Below are 20,421 nucleotides of genomic sequence, written 5' to 3'. Positions count from 1 at the left end.
CCGATCGACCATATTGATCGGCCGGCACCTTCTTTCGCGAGCCGGCTGCAAAGGCCCTGCCGGCGCATCGGCGCGAAAATCGGAATCGATTTTCGCAAAGCACGATGCGCAGATTCAAAGCGCTACAGCGTCCTTCGCGCGTCTGAAGGACGCGCGGCGCTGTAGGAGGAAAGCATGTCACTTCGACAATCGACGCACGATCCGCGCATGCAGGCGGCCATCCTGCTGGTGCCGGCGCTGGCGATCTACGCAGTCTTCGCGCTCTACCCGATGCTCAACGTCGTCATATTGAGCTTCCAGAAGTGGAACGGGCTCGATGCCAACCGGGAGTTCGTGGGCATGGCCAATTATTCGGCGATCTTCACGCGTGATCCGGTCTTCTGGGTCGCCTTCCGTAACACGGTCATCTGGACCCTGGTGAGCCTGATCTTCCCGCCGCTGGTCGGCCTGTTGCTAGCGCTCAGCCTCAACCAGAAGATCTTCGGCCGCAACGGCCTGCGGGCGATCTTCTACCTGCCGGTCATCATCGCGCCGATCGCCGTCGCCACGATGTGGAAGTGGATGTACGATCCCTTCTTCGGCCTGTTCGCCCAGCTGCTGACCTCCTGGGGCATGCAAGGCTGGATCAAGGACTGGCTCGGCAACAAGGATATCGCGCTCTACTCCGTCTTCGTCGCCTATCTCTGGCAGACGGTCGGCTTCTCCATGGTGCTGTTCCTGGCCGGCCTTCAGAATGTCTCGCAGACGCTGGTCGAGGCGGCGCGCATCGACGGCGCCGGCCGATGGGCCGTATTCAAGCATGTGACGCTGCCGGCGCTGCGCCCGACGATCACCATCGTTCTCGTTCTTTCCATCATCTCGTCGCTGAAGGCCTTCGACATCGTCTATGGCCTGACCGGCGGCGGCCCGGCCCAATCCACCCAGATGCTGGCGCTCTGGGCCTTCACCCAGGCCATGCAGATCTTCGATTTCGGCCGGGGCGCGGCAATCTCCGTCGTCCTGCTGCTGATCACCATGTCCGTCGTCATCCCCTATTTGAGATGGACCCAGAGGCATGAGGAGGTCGAATCGTGACAGCAGTGCCGAGCGATACCGCGACCGTGCATGCCGACGTCCAGCCGTCGTCGATGAAACGCGACCCCGTCCTGATCGGTCTCTGGATCGCGCTCGTTCTCGTGGCCCTCATCTGGGTCGCGCCCTTCATCTTCATCGTCTTCACCTCGTTGAAGACGCCGGCGGCGGTGACGAGCACCGGCGCCTTCATGCCGCCGACCGAGCTTGCCTATGACAATTACAGCGCTGCCTGGAGCCGCGGCAATTTCGCCAACTCCTTCCTCAACAGCGTCATCATCACCGTCATCAAGGTGCCGCTCGGCCTGTTCCTCTCGGCCATGGCCGCCTATGCGCTGGCCAAGATCAAGCTGAAGATCAGCAAGGCGCTGCTGCTTCTCGTCGTTTTCGGCACGATGATCCCCTTCCAGGTGATGCTGGCGCCACTCTTCACGCTCGTCAATTCCTTCGGGCTGATCGACACCTATCCCGGCGTCATCCTGCCCTACATCGCCTTCGGCGTGCCCTATCAGGTCTTCATCCTGCAAGGCTTCTTCAGGAGCATTCCGAAGGAGCTTTCGGAAGCGGCCCTCATCGACGGCGCAAGCCATTTCACCATCTTCCGCAGGATCTTCCTGCCGGTCTGCCTGCCGGTGCTCGCCGCGCTGCTCATCCTCGATTTCGTCTCCACCTGGAACGAATTCGCCATGGCGCTGGTGCTGCTGCAGGACCAGCACATGTGGACCCTGCCGCTCGGCCTGATGTCGTTCCAGGGGCAGTTCTCCAGCAATTACGGCCAGCTCAATGCCGCGATCGTCATGACCGTGCTTCCGGCGACGATCGTCTATCTCATGTTCCAGCGCTACTTCGTCTCCGGCCTCACCTCCGGCGCCGTCAAGGGCTGATCGCGAAATCATTTTACGAGGAGAGACAGAATGTCCGATGCAGCAGTCGAAAAATGGGGCGTGTTCGAGGCCGCCTTCGAAGGGCCGGCCGGCGGCAATCCCTATCTCGACGTGGCATTCGATGCCGTCTTCACCCATAAGAGCCGCGAAGTGCGGGTGCCGGGCTTCTATGACGGCAACGGCACCTATCGCATCCGCTTCATGCCCGACAGCGAGGGCGAGTGGTCGTTCAGGACGCGCTCCAAGACCGCAGCCCTCGACGGTAAGACCGGCGCCTTGACCGCGACCGTACCGTCGGCCGGCAATCGCGGCCCGGTGCGAGTGCGCAACAAATTCCACTTCGCCTATGCCGACGGCACGCCGTTCCTCTCCTTCGGAACGACCTGCTACGCCTGGACGCACCAGCCGCTCGAGATGCAGAAGCAGACGCTGGAAACGCTGAAGAAGGCGCGCTTCAACAAGATGCGCATGGGCGTCTTTCCGAAGGATTATCCTTATAACGTCAATGAGCCGCTGCACGCCTGCTTCGAGCGCGGCGCGGACGGCAAGGAAGATTTCGACCGCCCGAACCCCGCCGCCTTCCGGCATTTCGAACAGCAGGTGGCGGCGCTCTGCGACCTCGGCATCGAAGCCGATATCATCATCTTCCATCCCTACGACCGCTGGGGCTATGCCGACATGTCGGCCGAGCAGGATTTCCGCTATGTCGAATATCTCGCCGCGCGCCTTGCCGCCTACCGGAACGTCTGGTGGTCGCTCGCCAACGAATATGATTTCCTGATCGACACCAAGCCGATGGAGCAGTGGGACCGTTACTTCCACATCCTGGAGGAAAACGATCCCTACCAGCATCTGCGCTCCATCCATAATGGCGACGTGACGGCCAATTTCGATCACCGTAAGCCGTGGGTCACCCACACCTGCATTCAGAACCCCGACGTCAAGCGCACCCAGGAATGGCGCAACGCCTATGGCAAGCCCGTCATCAACGACGAGCCCGAATATGAGGGCGACATCCTGCAGTCCTGGGGCAATCTCCATGCCGGGGAACTCGTGCACCGCTTCTGGATCACCATGGCGCGCGGCGGCTATGCCGGCCACGGCGAGACCTATTCCCATCCGGAGGACTTAATCTGGTGGGCCAAGGGCGGCGAGCTGCGCGGCGAGGCGTGGAAACGGATCGGCTTCCTGCGCGATCTGCTGGAGGCGGATGTCAAGCACGGCCTCGAGCCGCTCGGCGTCATCGGTGAATGGCCCTGGTCGCGCGTGTCGGGCGCGCGTGACGGCGACGGCGATTTCCGCCTGATCTATTTCGGCGAGCATCAGCCGGTCGTCTGGTCCACCGGCCTGCCCGTCGATGGCGACGATTACGATGTCGACATCATCGACACCTGGGAGATGACGATCACCCCGGCCGAGAAGGTGGCGGCACCCGTTCCGCATCCGACGCGCCACGGCTCGGTCGTGCGCGGCGGCAAGCCGGACGCCGCCTTCGGCGTCAAAATCCCGCGCAAGCCGTTCCAGGCGCTGCGCGTGCGCAGGAAGCGATAGAGGATAGATCCCACATGTCTGGCTTGAGCATCAGAAACGTCAAGAAATCCTTCGGCCCGGTCGATATCATCCACGGCGTCGACGTCGAGATCGCCGATGGTGAATTCACCATTCTCGTCGGCCCCTCCGGCTGCGGAAAATCGACCTTGCTGCGCATGATCGCCGGCCTCGAAGACATCACCGGCGGCGAGATCAGCATCGACGGGCGGGTGGTGAACGATCTGCAGCCGAAGGATCGCGACATCGCGATGGTCTTCCAGAACTACGCCCTCTACCCGCAGATGACAGTCTCTCAGAATATGGGCTTCGCGCTGGAGCTTGCCGGCGCCAAGCGGCCCGAGATCGAGAAGAAGGTCGGCGAGGCCGCCGCAATTCTCGGCCTGCAGCCGCTGCTGAACCGCAAGCCGGCGCAGCTTTCCGGAGGTCAGCGCCAGCGCGTCGCCATGGGCCGCGCGATCGTCCGCGATCCGAAGGTCTTCCTGTTCGACGAGCCGCTTTCCAACCTCGACGCCAAGCTGCGCGTCAAGATGCGCGCCGAGATCAAGGCACTGCACCAGCGGCTGAAGACGACGATCGTCTACGTCACCCACGACCAGATCGAGGCCATGACCATGGCCGACAAGATCGTCGTGCTGCATGGCGGCCGCGTCGAGCAGATCGGCAGCCCGCTCGAACTCTACGATAAGCCGCGCAACATCTTCGTCGCCGGATTCCTCGGTTCGCCCGCCATGAATTTTCTCGAAGGAAGCATCGCCAACGCCGGCAGCCCGGCGCTGGCGCTGAACGGCGGTCCGCGCGTCAAGCTTTCGCGGGCTCCGGCCAATTCGGCAAACCGGCCGGTGACGATCGGCATCCGTCCCGAAGACATCGCCTTCGGCGGCGAGACCGGCGCCGATGCCGTAGTCAAGGTGGTCGAACCGACGGGATCGGAAACCCATGTCGCCGTCGAAGTCGACGGCAGAGAATTGACATGGGTCGTGCGCGAACGTGTCGAGCTCGCGCCGGAACAGCGAGTGAAGCTCTCCTTCGAAACATCGAAGGTCCATTTTTTCGACCAGCAGACGCAGCAGCGTCTGAACGCTTGATCTAAACGAGGATGAAGGACGGCCGCCAGCTTCGGTGAAGACCTTGCCGGGACAGCCTGTGGCAGCGATCACAGCATGGGGCTACCACCCGTCTCGCACCGATCTGTTCAAGCCTCTGCGTGTTGCGGGCCGCCAGGCGCGGGCGTATGATCAAGCTGAATTTCGGATTGGACCAGGAGCGATGCGGGAGCATCGCGAACGGAGGTCCTGATGAACACCTCACCTTCAAACGGCCGCGACACAAAAGCGTTGCCACCCGCGGTGATCTTGGCCCGGCGGGTCCACGAGTTGACCCGTCACGCTGACGTCATCGCCTTGCTGCCCGACGCGGCAACTGCTTGGATCTGCCTCGATATCGCGGTAGACGCCGCTCAAGCCGTCAATGGCCGCATGGCGGCCGCCCATGTCGGTGCGGATCCGGAACGGATGGTGGCTGCGCCCGAAGAAATCGACTTGCAGATGCTGCGAGACATGAACGAGGGTTCGCCACAGCAGCGCCTTGAGCGGGTGATAAGCGTCTTCGAGAACTGGAAAGAGGCCAATCCGAGCCGAAGCGAGCTGCTGCTTGATGATTGTCGCGGTGATCTCGGCCGCTGCGTCACATCGGAATGCCACGAGAGTGCACTCGTCGTCACCCCATGCCACGGCAACATGGATGCCCGCGATGCGTTCCACGACCTGCTTTTCAACGAACACAAGCTCGTGCTCGTGCCGCCTGCAGGCCGCTATTCCGGCCATGTCCTGCAGCATGTCTTGATCGGTTGGAAGCCGCACGGGCATGCACAAGCCGCCATCGTCGCGGCAAGACGTTGGCTGGCGGTGGCGGAGCGAGTCACCGTTTTGTGCGTCAACGACAAGCCCGACGGCAGCTATCAGTTTACCGCCAGGGAACTGATTACGCAGCTCGGCTTGAAAGGGGACATTGTCGCGATCCGCTCCGAGGATCGTCCGGTTGCCGAGGCCATTCTCGATTTCGCGGGTTCCGTCGGCGCAACCTGCCTGCTGATCGGCGCTTTCAAGCATGCCTATTTCCTCGAACTGCTTCTCGGCCGCGTCACTCGCTACCTGCTGTCGCACGCGAGACTTCCCTTGATGATGAAGCATTAGAGAGGAGCGATTTTCGATCCCTCCGTGGATGGCGATTTTCACGCGTGCCTTTCCAAGAAACCGCCGCGAACACTCCCCCGCTGCTCTGCCCCGATGATTCTGAGCCGCGAAGTGCTTATGCCTAGCGACGGTCGCGAAGCTGCGCAGGTTCAGAATCTCGCATGGGACTATTGCGACCGTTTTGACCGCGTCTCCCGACGCGCTTCCCTTCGAGCCAGGAGAAAGATCGGAAGGGATGCAAGCTGCGCCGCTGCGACGAACGCGGCAAGCGCAAGCGTCGAGCGATCATAGAGCAATCCCATTGCGACGCTGCCCAGCAGCCAACCTCCACCATAGGCCGAATAGAACATGCCGAACCCCAGACCCCGATGCCCTTCCGGGAGCAACCCGGCGATGATCGCCTTCATCAGCGTGTCCTGCACTGCGTAACCGATGCCCCACAATGGCATTGCGATGGCAGCCATCGCGAAGCCGCCCTGGAGTAGAACCGGCGCGAAGCAAGCAGACAGCACGATCCCCACAGTGAGCGCCACCTTATCCGACCAGTCGTAAAGCCTGCCGAGGATCAGGTTGGCAGCCACCCCTGATCCGGTGGAGAAGGCAAGCAACACCGGGATCCATTCAGGCGGGACGGTCCGAGTGCGCTCCAGATGGTATGCTCCGAGCTCGTAACTGAGCAACCCGGCCGCAAAGAGCGCGCCGGCGCCCATGTAGAGCCAGTACGGCAGGCCTAGCGTTTTCGCCGTGGCGGTGCGGCCCTGCTCCAATCGCTCGGGAACGGGGAACGTCAGCCGCGCAGCGATGAGTGCCATGATTGCAAGCACAACAGAAATGGTTAGCAGGGCGTAGGCGGTTCGATAGTCGCCACGCAGGAATAAAATGAGAGCGGCAATCAATGGCCCCAGCGTCGCCCCCGCCTCGTCGAGGGCGGTATTGAGGCCGAAGGCCCAGCCTCGCCCGAGTTCGCTGGTGGTATAGGAAATCATTGTCTCGACCGTCGGCTTGCGCATGGCACGGCCAACCCGTTCGGCAATGATCAGGGCCGCCGCAAGCTCCCAGCTCCCGGCCAGTGCCATTGCAGGTACGGCGCAGAGATTGATCGCGTAGCCAGCAAAGGTAACCGCCCAATAGGCGCGGCTCCGGTCGGCGATCCAGCCGGCGACGGGCCGCAGCGCATATCCAAGGAATTCCCCTGTGCCGGCAATGATGCTGATCGCAGCGGCACTCGCCCCCAGCATTCCAAGGAACTGACCGTTGATCGCCGCGCCGCCTTCATAGGTGAGGTCGCCGAAAAGATTGACGACTCCCATGATCAGCACGAAGCGCAGAGCGGACGAACCGCCACCATCGAGCCCTCTCATATGCGACTCCTTCTACGGCATCTATTACGCGGACGTTGCTCGTCTCTTCGACCGGCAGACGCAGCAGCGTCTTAACGCCTGATCCCTCAGGATGCAGAGATCAAATTCTGCGGTCGAAGAGCACCAGCGACCGGGTGTCCTTCAAGCGGAAGACCTGGGCGGGCCGATTGCTCGCCCGGCGCATCTCGCCTTCGACGGGCTCCAGGAAATCGGCTTCCGCCATGCGCTTTCGAAAGGCCGATTTGTCGAGCTTACGGCCGAGAAGGCTCTCATAGACCGATTGCAGCTCGCTCAATGTGAAACGGACAGGCAGCAGATGGCCGGGCAGGCTCGAATATTCGACCTTGCTCCGGATGCGGCCGAGCGCCTCCTTGAGGAGGGACGCATGGTCGAAAGCAAGGGACAAGCCGACGCCCTCGCCTTCGATCGGTCGCCATTCGGCCTTCTCGGCCAGCGCATCCTGCCGCTTTGCGACATCATCGGCCGAAAGCAGCGCGATGTAAACGATGCTGATGCTCCAGCCTCTTGGGTCTCGATCGCGGCTTCCCGTCGTTTGCAGCTGTTCGAGATAGGGCGTTTCGACGCCGGTCTTTTCCTTCAGAACCCGCCGCGCCGCAGCCTCCAGATCCGCATCTTCATCAATATGGATCCAGCCGCCGGGCAAAGCCCAGTCGCCGGCAAAGGGGACGCTTGTCCTGCGCACGAGCAGCACGGAGAGGCCAGCCGGCGCCAGGGAGAAAATGGCGAGATCGACGGTCGCGATCGGTTTGAAGGCGTCATTGTCGCGTGTTGTCATGGTGGGAAGATAGCATGCCTCAGCCTTAGTGTAAATCTTCAACTAAGTTAGTTGACATTTGTCACTAAGTTATGTTTTCTCTTTTTCGACACGAGCGAGGGGCTCGCGCCAGGAACAGGAAAACGGATATGTTCGGACTGCGCTTTATCAAGACGGAACCCACGCAATACGTCATCCAATATCAGAACGGCAAGGCCGTTCGCGAGGGCGCCGGCCTTGCCTTCTGGCATTTTTCCCCTTCGAGCTCCCTCGTGCTCGTCCCGACGGCCAGCGTCAACGATCCTTTCATCTTTCCTCTGGTGACATCAGACTTCCAGGAGGTGACGGTGCAGGGGCAGATCACCTACCGCATCGCCGAGCCGCGCCGCACGGCGGCACTTTTGAATTTCACGCTCGACCGCAGGGGCCACTATGTCTCGGAGGACCCGCAGAAGCTTTCGACCCGCGTGATCGACCGCGTTCAGGTGGCGATGCGCGCCGAGGTGCAGACGCTGTCGCTGAAGGAGGTTCTGGCTTCGGGCGAGGCGCTCGTCGCCGGCGTGGCCGACGCCCTCAAGGTGCATCCGACGATCGAGGCGCTTGGCTTGGAGATTCTGGGCCTGTCGCTGCTTGCCGTCATGCCGAAGGCCGAGACATCAAAGGCGCTGGAAGCACATGCCCGTGAAGCCCTGCTGCGGCAGGCCGACGAAGCCATCTATAGCAGGCGCAACGCCGCGATCGAGCAGGAGCGGACGATCAAGGAAAACGAGATCGCCACCGAGATCACGTTGGAGAACAAGAGACGGCAGGTGCGCGAAGCCCAGATGGAGGCCGAACGCGCCGTGCAGGAACGGCAGCTGCAGATCCGCCGGGAAGAAATGGCCGGCAAGATCGCGCTCGAAGAGCAGAACCGTGACCTGGTGACGCTGGCGGCGACCAATGCGCGGGCCGAGGCCGACGCCCAGGCCTATGCGCTGACGGCGATGATGAAATCCTTCGAACAGGCCGATCCGAAAGTGTTGCAGGCGCTCGCCTCGGTCGGCATGCAGCCGGGCCAGCTGATGGCGCTCGCCTTCCGCGACCTTGCAGACAATGCGACGAAGATTGGCCAGCTGAACGTCTCGCCCGATCTTCTCAGGGAGATCTTGCAGCCGCAGGAGGGCAAGGACCGTGCCGGTCTCTGACGAACGCAAGATCATCCTGGTCGTCAGGCCGACCCGGCTCGACGAACTCATCGCCCGGTTCAACACCGTGCAGCAGGCGCAGTTCTATGTCGAGCATCTCGGCGCCGACTTCAGCGATTATCTCGCCGAGAAGAAACAATACGAAACGGCCATCGACGAGGTGGAAGCAAGCCTGCGTGCCGTCGCCCGAGTCCAGCGTCTCGACCGCCGGTACCTCTCGAGCTTCATCTTCGCTCCCGACGATGTCGTCGTCGTGCTCGGCCAGGACGGATTGGTCGCCAACACGCTCAAATATCTCGACGGGCAGCCGGTCCTCGGCGTCAACCCCGACCCCAAGCGCTGGGACGGCCCGCTGCTGCCCTTCAACCCGAAGAGCCTTCCGAGAGTGATCGGCGAGGCGCTGAAAAATAAGCGGCCGATCAAACATGTCAGCATGGCCAAGGCGACGCTCAACACCGGCGCCGTCATCCACGCGGTCAATGATCTCTTCATCGGCCCGCAAAGCCATGTCTCCGCGCGTTATATCCTGCAGGCCGAGGAGCGCTGGGAACACCAATCCTCGAGCGGCATCATCGTCTCGACAGGCATGGGCTCCACGGGCTGGCTGAAGAGCCTCTATTCAGGTTGGCTCGGAGCAGCGAGCGCGCTGGGTTTCGAGCCAGCCGACCGGACGATCGACATGTCCTTCGCCTGGGATGCGGATTACCTGCGCTACTTCGTCCGCGAACCCTTCCCCAGCCGCACCACCGGCACCACCATTGTCGCAGGCATCGTCTCTAAGGACCAGCCGCTCACCATCGTCTCCGAAATGCCGGAGCACGGGGTGATCTTCAGCGACGGCATCGAGGCGGATTTTCTGGAGTTCAATGCCGGGACGCGGGCGGAGGTGACGTTGGCTGAGCGGCAGGGGAGGTTGGTGGTGTGAGGGATGTTGAGGATTGGTGGTTATGGCGGGGCAACGACACCGCTGCCCTAGAGCGAACCGAGATCGGTGGTTGTCATCCTTAAGATATGGGAGTGAATGGCTGCTGCACTTGCTTCCGCCGTCTTTGAGGTGACATCCAAATTCAGCGTAAACGGGTGTTGGGGAGCGAGGACCTGGGCTCTTCTGCTTTTCTCCCTCGATGCCTGTGCATCAATCGACTTCAACCGATCGCGACGCGCCGGTGTGGCAACGCGACGTGCCAACTCCTCCTCGTCGCAGAGCAACCTCACGGGGACCAGCAGCGCCTCGCATTCTCGGGCCGCGCAGGCAATCTGCTGGAACGTGCGATTGCTGCGCTCATCACCTTCTATGCCGGCATGCGTGAAAATGAAATTCGCCGAAGGAGGACCATAGGCGACGATCGCATCCAGGACGGCTTGGCGAACTCTTCCGGTATATTCCCATATTCCATTCGGGAGAGGCGTGGTTCCGTCATCGTCAAGCAGACGCAGTATCGGGTTGTTGAACCAATGGTTATCAATAACCTTTGCAGTCAGGAGCGGACTTAGTTCTCTCGCGATCGTCAGCTTTCCGACGCCGGGAAAGCCCAAGAGGAGAATGAATAGCTTCATCGGGCTGTCTTCCCTATTCACAGCTGACTTCTCGAACCTCGCAGTCACTGCAGTGGATGATTAAGAGGCGGTGCCGATTTGGTCGGTGTCACGAGATCATAAAGAGTAGCGCGGTTTCGAAAAGCCGTCGCTTCCTTTGGTTGTCTCAAAGGATCGTCAAACGTTGCCATGTTGGTAACCGCCTTGCCGCCGGCATCGTCTCCCAGGATCAGCCGCTGACCAGCGTTTTCCGAAATGCCTGAACACGGCGTCATCTTCAGAGATGGCATCGAAGCGGATTTTCTTGAGTTTAATGCGGGGGGACGGGGGTGGTGATGCCGGCTGAGCGGCAAGAGGCTTGCGCTGGTGTTGAGGACTAACACCTTGATTTGTTCAGCTTTGATATCAAAATGGAAGTAATGTTACGGTTTAGTTCCTTTACTTCTCCGCCCTCTCACGACATGCAGTTATTGTCACTTTTGTGTGGGGCGACGAGGAACTCTCCCATGGACTGAGATGAGCGGCGGCTGCTGTAAAAAATCATCGGGCATATCGACTGTTACTCAGGAGAGCAGCGAGGGCGCCGGCGTTGATTGAACGCAAGGAGCGGCGCTTCGGCGTGTCCTTCGAGGCGTCGGCCTTCGGCGGGGGGATGCCGCGCCTTGGAGGGCTTTGGGTAGGGCCGTAGCCGATGGCGGGCGCCCGATGATTTTGTGCGGAGACCGGCACCGTAGAGAGTCTCTCCCTGAGGCGCCTCGAAGGGCTGGGCGGGTGCGCAGGTGTCAGATGACAAGGAGCGGTGTTGCCGCACGCTCCGCACGGGCTGCCGAGGAGGAGCTGCCCGCGTTGCGCACGGCCACCAAGGCCGCTAGCCGCTGCCCTGCTCCTTGTCCGCAGCCGCTGCCGAAACCAGCCCGCGTTGCGCGTGCTTCATCCCATCGGGAAGCTGAAGCCAATCATGCCTGGACTCCTCGTAGACGGAAACCAGTGGCGGTGGAAATGCCGGGTCGGCGAAGGCGCCGACGGCGACGACGCAGAGGTCGGGATTGAAATCGCCCTCCCAATACACGGACGTGCCGCAGTTCGGGCAGAAGTGGAAACGCACTTTGCGCCCTTGCGCGGCGTCCCGCTCGAAGATCCTGCGATCTCCCTCGATCATCACTTCGGCCTTCGCGAAGATCGCACCGCTTCCGGCCACGGCGCCCGTTCTGCGCTGACAATCGCGGCAGTGGCAGATGCTCACCGTGAGCGGATCGCCTGATGTCTCTGCGCGGAGTGATCCGCAATGGCATTGCGCAAGCCTGTTCATTCGTCACCTCGGTTGCTTTTTGCTCATCTTGTTCGTTGTCGGTTAGGGCGCTGCGTCTCATGAGAAGTGAGACTATCGCGCCGGCGCTCAAGCGTCCTCAAAGGGGGCGTAGGGTGGGTGTCGCGTCGAGTAGATGCAAGGAGCGGCGTTGCGGCGTGTGCTTCGAGGCTCCGCCCTGCGGGCTGCGCACCTCAGCATGATGGATGGTGGAGGATGCCGCGGCCGACGTCCGTTGGTGAGTGCCGCGGTCGACGAGAGGCATTGGAGGGTTTCGCGGCGCCCACGAGAGCCTCACCCTGATGCGCCCCGGCGAGACCTCGAAGGGCTGACGGGTGCGATATCCATCTGGCAGAAGCCCGGCGCGGGAGAGTGCGCCGGGCTTCGATAGTGACCGACAGCATGGGAGGAGGAGTGCTGTCCATCGGACCAAAGCAGCTAGGAGGGGCAGCGCTTCGGCCGTTACGAGGTAGTGCCGCAATGCGGCGAATTCAAGCCGAAGGCTGCGCCAATATCGCACAGGTGATGTTGCGGACGGGAGAGTGGTGCGGCGCAGCTCCCTGTCTACTTGGGCGCGGCGTTGTCCGCGGACAACGTAGCGACATGTGCTTTTTGGCGCGGGCTCCAATTTGAATGGCGTCGTGCGAAGGAGGTCCGCATGCGGGCTTAGGTGATGAACCCGTCAGACGAGTTATTCGCTTCGGCTCTCGACCTGCTGGTTCCGGCTTGTTCGAGTGCCTGCAGAACTCAGAAGGCGTCGGGAGGAGCGGCGGCGAATGGATTGCTTCGGACAGCTCCGCGGTTGGGTCATGCCGTTCATCCTCCGGACCGAACCAAAATCGAAACCATTTGGAGAGATCCTCATATGGCAGTTGCTCGAGGTTATGCCTGATCAATGCTCGCTTCCGTCGCAGGTGTTCGATCAGGAGAGACGAGTTTCCGACTATTGCTATGACGGCATCAAACGACATCGTGTGCTCTGGCTGCAATTCCAGGATCTCCAACTCGCGATCGCTTGGGATGAAGTCCACACAATAGAGCCGGTCGAAGAGCACGCTCTATTCGCTCAAGTGCGACTTTACCTCGGCTGCCCCTTTCGGCGCAGTCGCTAGCTGCCTCTGAGCTAAACTTCGAAACTGAGCGACATCGTAATTGCCTATGCGGAAGACGAGGGCGGCGGGACCGCGCATTGAAAGTGCCGCCATGTCGGCTCATTCTGAGGCAGAGTCTTAATTCGGACACGGCATGAGCTGGCACAATCCAGGCCCGATCGGCTGGTTGTCCGCGGACAACGGACAGCGATATGCCAGTCCGCGAAGCCATGCAGCCGCCGCCAATGGCAACGCGATCCACAGGTCGATCCATGTCTTGAGCAAGAAGCGTCCGCAGGTTAATGTCTCGGCTAGGAAGCCCATCCGAACCTGCTGCCGGGTTGAAGGGCGTGCAGAGTTTCTCGACGACCATGTTCACCAAGGTCGAAGTGTAATCGGCAGACTTCGGCCGGAACATTGGATCGTCATATGCTGAACCCATCTGTCAGGTTCTCGCCTTCGAACGTCGCCACTTTCAAGAAAGCCTTGCGGGGTCAATATCCCAATATCAAGTCATCCCATCTTGATGAGGCGATCGCCGCGTCTTTCGGCTTCAAATCCTATGCCGCGATGCGTCCCGTGTTGTATCAGCTCGGCGCCTACGCCAGGCTAATCGTCGTTGTCGACCACTTGTTGCTTCTGCTTCGTCTGGAGGAGCTTGGGTATAGCGGCATCTCTCCTGAGTCGCTGCGCCGTCTCGTCTGGAGCGTCGAGTTCCCGGATGATCGATATGATGACGATGTCGGGCAGATGATACGAATGCGCAGGAGGCCTACGGCTGCCAATGCTGATTAGCCGGTCTGTCCGCCGCTGAACTTACGGGGAAAGCCGGCGATACGCCTGGCGGCATCTGCCGCCCGCAGTGAATGGTGGTCCGAGCCATCAGTGGCGGTCGGGAGTGTCGGCAGCAAATCGGCGCCGCGTTCTGATCGCCGGTCTCCAGAGGCGGTGCCCATTTCTCCCTTCGCAGCGTTGCATCCGGGTGTGTGGATGGAGCGGGAAGGCGGACTGGCGCCCGGGTACGGACGCTGTGCGATCGTACAGCGTTCTGAATGAGAAAGCCGGCCGATGCCGACCGGGGCCAATCTTTGCCGTGGACAACGGGGGTGGCTATTGTCGGCCATTGCCGTCGGCGCTATGGGTGAGACAGGGCAAATGCATCGGTAGGTTTGTCGTTCAGGCGGTTCCGCGAATGCTTCTGCCGGTCTCCAGGAAGCGCCAGTGCGAAGACGGCGGCGAATTCGGGGAACGAAATCGCTTTCGATGGGGCGTCTGGCGGCCGAATCTGCCGCTTCCGGCGCCGCGAAGTCGCCATGCCCGCGACAGTCCCAAAATAGCCCTGTGCTGCGGTAGCGAAACCAAAAGCCGGTTTTGCTTCCGTAGGCTGATTAAAATTTAATAAAATCATCTGTTTATAATATCGGGAGTTGGAGCCAGGCATCGCCGTCGCGGCGCTCTTGGCCGCAGCGGCCCCCTCCCCTCACCGGAAATCTCCGCAAGAAAGCAACAGCTTGCATCCTTTAGCGGCACCCGGCGTTATCCCCGAAGCAAATCGGAGGATAGGGTAATGGCTGATGTGCTCCGCCTCAAGGGATATCCGCTCGCTGCGGCGATGATGGCGGCTGCTGTGGGCGCGTTTGTGTTGCTGCAGGCAAGGCAGCGCAATTCGCAGGCGCCTTCTGCCGCGGTCGCCTTGTCGGGTGACGATCATGGGCGCAGTGCGGCGACGCCCGAGGCCATTCCGATGAGCGGCCTTCGCGATGTGTTCTGGCGCGTCTTCCATGAGGTCCTCGACGACCGGGTCACCCTCATTGCCGCAGGCGTAACTTTCTATCTGCTCCTGGCGCTGTTCCCGGCCCTGACGGCCTTGGTCTCGCTGTATGGCCTGGTGGCCGATCCGATCACCATTTCCGAACATCTTCGCGAGCTCGCCATCCTCCTGCCGCCCGGGGCCTTCGATCTTCTTGCCGATCAGCTCAAGGCGCTTGTGGAGAAACGCGACAGCACGCTCGGCATCACCTTCTTCGTCGGTCTCGGCATTGCGCTGTGGAGCACCCATAGCGGCACCCTGGCGATCTTCGATGCGATGAACGTCGCTTATGAGGAGACGGAGAAGCGCAGCCTGGTGCGGCTGAACCTGATCGGCCTCTGCTTCACCCTCTGCGCCGTGGTCTTCGCGGTCGTCGTGGTAGCGCTCATGGGCGTGATGCCTGTCGTACTCTCCTATCTCTGGCTTGATCAGTTCAAGGAACATATGGCGCTTCTCTTGAGATGGCCGCTGCTTCTGCTTGTCATCGTCGTCGCCGTAACCTTGGTCTACCGCTTCGGTCCGAGCCGCGAGCCCGCGCGAGTCCGGTGGATGACCTGGGGTGCGGTTCTGACCGCGCTCGCCTGCGCCGGCATGTCGCTCGGCTTCTCCTTCTATCTCGAGCATTTCGCCAATTACGACGCGACCTACGGTACGCTCGGCGCGCTGATCGGTTTCCTCATCTGGATCTGGCTTTCCGTGGTTATTCTCATCGTCGGAGCGGAGCTCAATGCCGAGCTGGAGCATCAGACGGCGCGGGACACGACGACGGGCCACCCGCTGCCGATGGGTGCGCGCGGCGCCTATGTCGCCGATACCTTAGGCGAGATCGTGAGTTGAGCGTCTGAGCACGAGGCCGAAAAGTGTGAGCGGTTCTTGGTACGACATTATGCTCCACTCTTAATTGAGCAGTCTCGATGACTGCTCCTCGATTTGATGTATCCTGTCCTTCGGCAGGTTCGACAGAGGAGACGATCATGACCGCCCCGCATCCTTCCAAAACCCATATCGGCAATCATGCGCTGCATCCCGAAACGCAGATGCTGAACTACGGCTACGATCCCGAACTTTCGGAAGGGGCGGTCAAGCCGCCGGTGTTTCTGACCTCCACCTTCGTCTTCAACTCCGCCGAGGATGGCAAGGATTTCTTCGATTATGTCTCCGGCCGCCGCGAGCCGCCGGCGGGCAAGGGCGCCGGCCTCGTCTATTCCCGCTTCAATCATCCGAATAGCGAGATCGTCGAAGACAGGCTCGCTGTTTATGAGCGGACGGAAAGCGGTGCGCTGTTTTCCTCAGGCATGGCGGCGATCGCCACGACCCTGTTCGCCTTCGTCCGGCCGGGAGATGCGATCCTGCATTCGCAGCCGCTTTATGGCGGCACGGAAACCTTGCTGGCAAAGACTTTCCACAATTTCGGCGTCGCCGCGGTCGGTTTTGCCGATGGCGTAAGCGAGGCATCGGTGCAGAAGGCGGCGGATGAGGCGGTCGGCAAGGGCCGCGTTTCCGTCATCCTCATCGAGACGCCCGCCAATCCGACCAACGGTCTCGTCGACGTCGCGATGATCCGGCGGATGGCCGATGCGATCGGCGCAAGGCAGGGGCACGTGCCGGTCGTCGTCTGCGACAATACGCTGCTCGGGCCGGTCTTCCAGCGGCCGATCGAGCATGGCGCCGATATCTCGCTTTATTCGCTGACCAAATATGTCGGCGGCCATTCCGATCTGATCGCCGGCGCTGTCCTCGGGCGCAAGGCTGTCATCAAGCAGGTCAAGGCGCTGCGCGGCGCGATCGGTACGCAGCTTGATCCGCATTCCTGCTGGATGCTCGGCCGGTCGCTCGAAACACTGCAGCTCCGCATGGAGCGGGCGAACAGCAATGCGCGGGCGGTGGCCGATTTCCTGCGTGATCATCCGAAGGTCGAGCAGGTCCATTATCTTCCCTATCACGACCCGGACTCGCCCTCCGGCCGCACCTTCGCCGCCCAATGCACCGGCGCCGGCTCGACCTTCTCCTTCGATATCCGCGGCGGCCAGCCGGCCTCCTTCAAATTCCTGAACGCGCTGCAGGTCTTCAAGCTCGCCGTCAGCCTCGGTGGCACGGAGTCGCTCGCAAGCCACCCCGCCGCCATGACGCATTCCGGCGTGCCGGCCGATGTCAGGGAGCGCATTGGCGTGCTGGAATCGACAATCCGGCTATCGATCGGCATCGAGCATCCGGATGATCTGATCGCCGATCTGGAGCTGGCGCTGCAGGCTGTTTGACGCGGCGCACGGAATCGATGCCCGGCGGCACCGGGCATCGAGGACGAGGTTACTTGTCGTCGGTCGTCAGTTCCGTCTCGTCGGTATTGAGCACGAAAACCGCAAGCAGGCGCGCCGGCTTTGTCTTGCTGGCGTTCTTGCTGACGGCGTGATGATCGCCGGGAAATTCGGGAAAGCTCTCGCCGGCCTTGTAGATCTTCTCCGGCCCGTCATTCACCTTGCTGGTGATCGCCCCTTCGAGAACGGTGGCGTAGATGAAGGCCGACTTCGGGTGCGTATGGCCGGGCGACTGGCCCCCCGGCTCATATTCCACCAGCACGGCCTTCATGCTCTTGCCGGAAACATTGGGCAGCTTCTGGTCAAAGACGACGGTCACCTTGGCTTTGCCGCCAGCGGCGTCAGCCTGAGTGCCGGCGGCAAGGACAAGCGCAAAGGCCGCCGCCGAGATGATTTTCCTGAGCATGTCTGGTCTCCTCGGTTGCTAGGGTAATTCCAGGAAAGTGCGAGCGGTCTCGTCTGGAATTTCTGAAATCAATTGCTGAGGGCGGCTCTCCGCTGCGTGAAAGCTGAGCCGCTCCAGGAGTGGGTGGACAAGCGCCGGGTCGATATCACGCGCTCTTTTTCTGGGGCGGCTGCTGGCGCAGCCAGTCGTCGAAGCGGATCTTGCCGAGCCGGGCATCGGGACCGGTTACCAGCGAAGTGTCATCGAGCTCGACGCCGAAATAGCGGGCGTGCGGATCCGTCATCACCTGGCGCGGATCGTTCGTCGCCTTGAAGAGGCGCGTGACGATATCGGTCAGGCGGATTTTCTCGGGGCCGCCGATTTCGATCGTGCCGTTAACCGGTGCTGCGAGCGCCACGTCCGCCATGACATCGGCGACATCGTCCGAGGCGATCGGCTGAAGATATGCCGGCGACAGATGCACGGTCTGGCCGACCGTGTTCGACTGGGCGATGCCGGCCATGAATTCATGGAACTGGGTGGAGTGCACGATGGTATAGGGAATGCCGGAGCTCTTGATCAGCTGTTCCTGGGCCATCTTGGCGCGCATGTAACCGCTGCCCTGCAGCCGCTCCATGCCGACGATCGACAGCGCGATGTGGTGCTTCACGCCGGCCGCAGCCCCCGCCTTGAGCAGGTTGCGGCCCGAAGTCTGGAAGAATTCGAGCACGGCCTGATCTTCGAACGAAGGCGAGTTGGCGAGGTCGAGCACCACCTGCGCGCCGGCAAGTGCTTCGGCGACGCCTTTGCCGGTGATCGTGTCGACGCCGGAATTGGGCGAGGCCGCCAAAACGTCGTGTCCCTTCCTGCGCAACCTTTCCACCGTCTTCGAGCCGATGAGGCCGGTCCCGCCGATAACGACGATCTTCATGGTAATCTCCCTTGTCCTTTACGAGGAATGTCCTCTGTTGATTTTAAGATGGGTCGCAAACCGCCTGTTCAGCAGGGCAGGCGACTAATCGACATGAGGACAATCGCCACGCGGATTTCCGGCGCGGCCGACCACAGCCGACGGCCAAGAGAATGCGCCGGATCGGGAGCTCGAACCATTCTCTCTCGGTCGCTGTCGTCCTATGCCAAGGCAGTAGCGCAACTCATCTGCGGTCGAGGTGTGCCGCCGGAGTGGAGAAGGCTGATGTCATCCGGCATCGGCCGGACGTGCCGTGGGCGGAGATAACCGAAGCCGACGATGTCATCACGATCGCGCAAGCCCGCGGCCTTCGGTGCCGTCGCGACGAAGACGGAGGCGCTCAAGCGTTGGCTTCGGTAGGGCAGGCCGGAGAGGCGATCCGGCGCATTTTGCAATCATTGATGCAGGATGTCGTCGTCACGGGGCCCGTGTGGTGTCCCAATCCGGCGGCCCGCGAAATTCGATGCCATAACGTTCAGCAAGCTGGAGCAACCGATCCATGTGCTCCGGCAGACGTGGAGCCTGCACAGCGGCCTCGATGAAGAATTCTTCCATGCCGCCCGGCGTCAGAATGGTGAGGTTGCGTCCGGGACACGCGCTTGCCACCCGAAATGTGTGCGGCACGCCACGCGGTAGGAAAATTGATCTGCCCGCAGGAACCCGAACGATCTCGCCGTTCAGCCAGAACTCGTAATCGCCTTCGATCACATGGATCACCTCGTCCTCATTGTGATGGATGTGGACGGGCGGCCCGCCGCCGGCAGGCACGGTGCCTTCAAAAACGCCGACAATTCCGCCGCTCTCAAATCGCCCCACATGTATGGTGTAGGCCGTGTCCATCCAGCTTACGGTCCGCCCGATGCCCCCAGCGATGTTCATCGCAATTTCCTTCCGAGGTTGAATGGAATAGAGTTTTATACTGCTGTCCAAAACTATCGCCGGAAGCAGATGCACGGAAATTGAATGATCATATAAGGGATATTGAGTCCGTGAATTTCTCAGCCCTCGATCTCAATCTGCTGCGTGTATTCGACGCCATGATGGCGGAGCTCTCGACGGTGCGGGCCGGCGAGCGTGTCGGCTTGTCCCAGCCGGCCGTGAGTTCGGCGTTGGGGAGACTGCGTGCGCTGCTGGATGACGAATTGTTTGTCCGGGAAGGCAATCAGATGATGCCGACCGCGCGGGCGCTTGAGCTGCGTGAACCGATAAGACAAGCATTGGCCGGCATGGAAGAGGCATTGGCGACGAATGCTGCCTTCGACCCCGCTACCTCAACCCGATCCTTCACGCTGATCGGATCGGACTACTTCTCCTCGCTGTTGATGCCGCCGCTTGCTGCACGCGTGGCCAAAGCGGCGCCCTCCATCACCCTGCAGATGATCGATCATGCTTCGTCGGAAGTCTTCGAGATGCTGCGTGACGGCCGCGCTGATATCGTTATTGATCGCTCGCTCGAACCGCCTGAATGGATTATGAGCCGTAAGCTGTTCCAATCATGGCTGGTATGCATTGCCAAGCGAGGACATCCGCTCCTTGCCAGCCATGGCGTTTCTCCAGGAGACACCATACCGGCGGACGTCTTCTGCGCTGTTCCCCACGTCCTGCGCTCGGCCGATGGCAGCAGGATGGGGACGATCGATCCCGCCCTCGCACGCCTGGGTCTTGCCAGGCGCGTCATGGTCACGGTGCCGCATTTTCACGCGGTCGCTCTTGCCGTTGAAGCGAGCGAGATGCTCGGAAGCATTCCGGTTCATTTCGCCCGCATGTTGACCGGCCGGCTGATGCTCGACGTGTTCATGCCCCCGATGGAATCGCCGAAAATGGATGTCACCATGTATTGGCTTCGTCGTTTCGATCGCGACCCCGGGAGCGTGTGGCTTCGGGATCAGATCGCGGGCGCCCTCGCCGCGCCGGAGCCGCCGTGGTTTCCAATATCGACCGAGCCAGCTCACAAGAGGATTGAAGCCGGCAGCGCACGTGCCTGACAGCC

19 protein-coding genes are annotated in these 20,421 nt (G+C 61.4%); 11 read left to right on the top strand and 8 right to left on the bottom strand.

Translation table 11 applies throughout. The features are described 5' to 3' along the window. The first annotated feature begins 174 nt into the window (after window positions 1-174). The 5 genes from AMK02_RS25405 to AMK02_RS25385 all read left to right on the top strand — a co-directional run bounded on the left by AMK02_RS25405 (window position 175) and on the right by AMK02_RS25385 (window position 5,698). The gene (locus tag AMK02_RS25405) at window positions 175-1,074 is read left to right on the top strand and encodes a carbohydrate ABC transporter permease (protein WP_064807279.1); all 900 of its coding nucleotides are present in this window, start codon (window positions 175-177) and stop codon (window positions 1,072-1,074) included. Between the two features lie 53 nt (window positions 1,075-1,127). Beyond that, window positions 1,128-1,955, top strand: coding sequence for a carbohydrate ABC transporter permease (locus AMK02_RS25400; RefSeq protein ID WP_064807934.1), 828 nt, complete (start codon window positions 1,128-1,130; stop codon window positions 1,953-1,955). A 30-nt stretch (window positions 1,956-1,985) separates the two neighbouring features. Next, window positions 1,986-3,506: a DUF5060 domain-containing protein gene (locus AMK02_RS25395; RefSeq protein ID WP_064807277.1), complete on the top strand. Its 1,521-nt coding sequence runs from the start codon at window positions 1,986-1,988 to the stop codon at window positions 3,504-3,506. A 14-nt stretch (window positions 3,507-3,520) separates the two neighbouring features. Beyond that, window positions 3,521-4,591 (top strand): ABC transporter ATP-binding protein, encoded by a 1,071-nt coding sequence (locus AMK02_RS25390; protein ID WP_064807276.1) that lies wholly within the window; start codon window positions 3,521-3,523, stop codon window positions 4,589-4,591. Window positions 4,592-4,801: 210 nt separating this feature from the next. Next, window positions 4,802-5,698: a universal stress protein gene (locus tag AMK02_RS25385; protein WP_064807274.1), complete on the top strand. Its 897-nt coding sequence runs from the start codon at window positions 4,802-4,804 to the stop codon at window positions 5,696-5,698. Window positions 5,699-5,865: 167 nt separating this feature from the next. Here AMK02_RS25385 and AMK02_RS25380 read toward each other — a convergent pair whose 3' ends face one another. Together AMK02_RS25380 and AMK02_RS25375 are read right to left on the bottom strand one after the other, a co-directional pair. After that, a complete protein-coding gene (locus AMK02_RS25380; RefSeq protein WP_237358383.1) occupies window positions 5,866-7,008 on the bottom strand; it encodes an MFS transporter in 1,143 nt (380 codons plus the stop codon). A 151-nt stretch (window positions 7,009-7,159) separates the two neighbouring features. Beyond that, window positions 7,160-7,855, bottom strand: coding sequence for an NUDIX hydrolase (locus tag AMK02_RS25375; protein WP_064807271.1), 696 nt, complete (start codon window positions 7,853-7,855; stop codon window positions 7,160-7,162). Between the two features lie 128 nt (window positions 7,856-7,983). On the opposite strand from AMK02_RS25375, the gene AMK02_RS25370 reads away from it, so the two are divergent. Next, window positions 7,984-9,018, top strand: a complete 1,035-nt coding sequence (locus tag AMK02_RS25370; protein ID WP_064807269.1) for an SPFH domain-containing protein — start codon at window positions 7,984-7,986, stop codon at window positions 9,016-9,018. Further along, window positions 9,005-9,943, top strand: a complete 939-nt coding sequence (locus tag AMK02_RS25365) for a hypothetical protein (RefSeq protein WP_064807268.1) — start codon at window positions 9,005-9,007, stop codon at window positions 9,941-9,943. Before AMK02_RS25370 ends, AMK02_RS25365 begins: the two co-directional genes overlap by 14 nt. Window positions 9,944-9,990: 47 nt before the next feature. On the opposite strand, the gene AMK02_RS25360 is transcribed toward AMK02_RS25365, so the two are convergent. From AMK02_RS25360 to AMK02_RS25355, 3 genes are all read right to left on the bottom strand, one after another. Next, entirely contained in the window at window positions 9,991-10,575 is a 585-nt protein-coding gene (locus tag AMK02_RS25360; protein ID WP_064807266.1) for a phosphotransferase-like protein, read from the bottom strand. 44 nt (window positions 10,576-10,619) lie between these two features. Then, on the bottom strand, window positions 10,620-10,844 hold the full coding sequence (locus AMK02_RS31500; protein ID WP_145924252.1) for a hypothetical protein: 225 nt from the start codon (window positions 10,842-10,844) through the stop codon (window positions 10,620-10,622). A 578-nt stretch (window positions 10,845-11,422) separates the two neighbouring features. Beyond that, window positions 11,423-11,863 carry a GFA family protein gene (locus AMK02_RS25355; protein WP_064807264.1) on the bottom strand — a complete coding sequence of 147 codons (441 nt, stop codon included), beginning with the start codon at window positions 11,861-11,863 and terminating at the stop codon, window positions 11,423-11,425. Window positions 11,864-13,368: 1,505 nt separating this feature from the next. Here AMK02_RS25355 and AMK02_RS25345 point away from each other — a divergent pair. The 3 genes from AMK02_RS25345 to AMK02_RS25335 all read left to right on the top strand — a co-directional run bounded on the left by AMK02_RS25345 (window position 13,369) and on the right by AMK02_RS25335 (window position 17,019). Continuing rightward, window positions 13,369-13,746, top strand: coding sequence for a hypothetical protein (locus tag AMK02_RS25345; RefSeq protein ID WP_237358382.1), 378 nt, complete (start codon window positions 13,369-13,371; stop codon window positions 13,744-13,746). 772 nt (window positions 13,747-14,518) lie between these two features. After that, entirely contained in the window at window positions 14,519-15,598 is a 1,080-nt protein-coding gene (locus AMK02_RS25340) for a YihY/virulence factor BrkB family protein (protein ID WP_064807259.1), read from the top strand. Between the two features lie 137 nt (window positions 15,599-15,735). Beyond that, the gene (locus AMK02_RS25335; RefSeq protein WP_064807258.1) at window positions 15,736-17,019 is read left to right on the top strand and encodes a cystathionine gamma-synthase family protein; all 1,284 of its coding nucleotides are present in this window, start codon (window positions 15,736-15,738) and stop codon (window positions 17,017-17,019) included. Between the two features lie 49 nt (window positions 17,020-17,068). On the opposite strand, the gene AMK02_RS25330 is transcribed toward AMK02_RS25335, so the two are convergent. The 3 genes from AMK02_RS25330 to AMK02_RS25320 all read right to left on the bottom strand — a co-directional run bounded on the left by AMK02_RS25330 (window position 17,069) and on the right by AMK02_RS25320 (window position 19,361). After that, window positions 17,069-17,482, bottom strand: a complete 414-nt coding sequence (locus AMK02_RS25330) for a cupin domain-containing protein (protein WP_064807256.1) — start codon at window positions 17,480-17,482, stop codon at window positions 17,069-17,071. A gap of 145 nt (window positions 17,483-17,627) precedes the next feature. Further along, window positions 17,628-18,392: an SDR family oxidoreductase gene (locus AMK02_RS25325; RefSeq protein ID WP_064807254.1), complete on the bottom strand. Its 765-nt coding sequence runs from the start codon at window positions 18,390-18,392 to the stop codon at window positions 17,628-17,630. Between the two features lie 456 nt (window positions 18,393-18,848). Then, on the bottom strand, window positions 18,849-19,361 hold the full coding sequence (locus tag AMK02_RS25320; protein WP_237358381.1) for a cupin domain-containing protein: 513 nt from the start codon (window positions 19,359-19,361) through the stop codon (window positions 18,849-18,851). A gap of 59 nt (window positions 19,362-19,420) precedes the next feature. Between AMK02_RS25320 and AMK02_RS25315 the strand changes: the two genes are divergently transcribed. After that, complete coding sequence (locus AMK02_RS25315; protein ID WP_064807250.1) at window positions 19,421-20,416, top strand: LysR family transcriptional regulator; 996 nt, start codon at window positions 19,421-19,423, stop codon at window positions 20,414-20,416. Window positions 20,417-20,421 lie beyond the last annotated feature (5 nt).

This window comes from Rhizobium sp. N731 (assembly GCF_001664145.1).
In the GTDB taxonomy this organism is placed as follows: Bacteria; Pseudomonadota; Alphaproteobacteria; order Rhizobiales; family Rhizobiaceae; genus Rhizobium; species Rhizobium esperanzae.
This window is presented reverse-complemented; position numbering and strand designations above follow the sequence as displayed.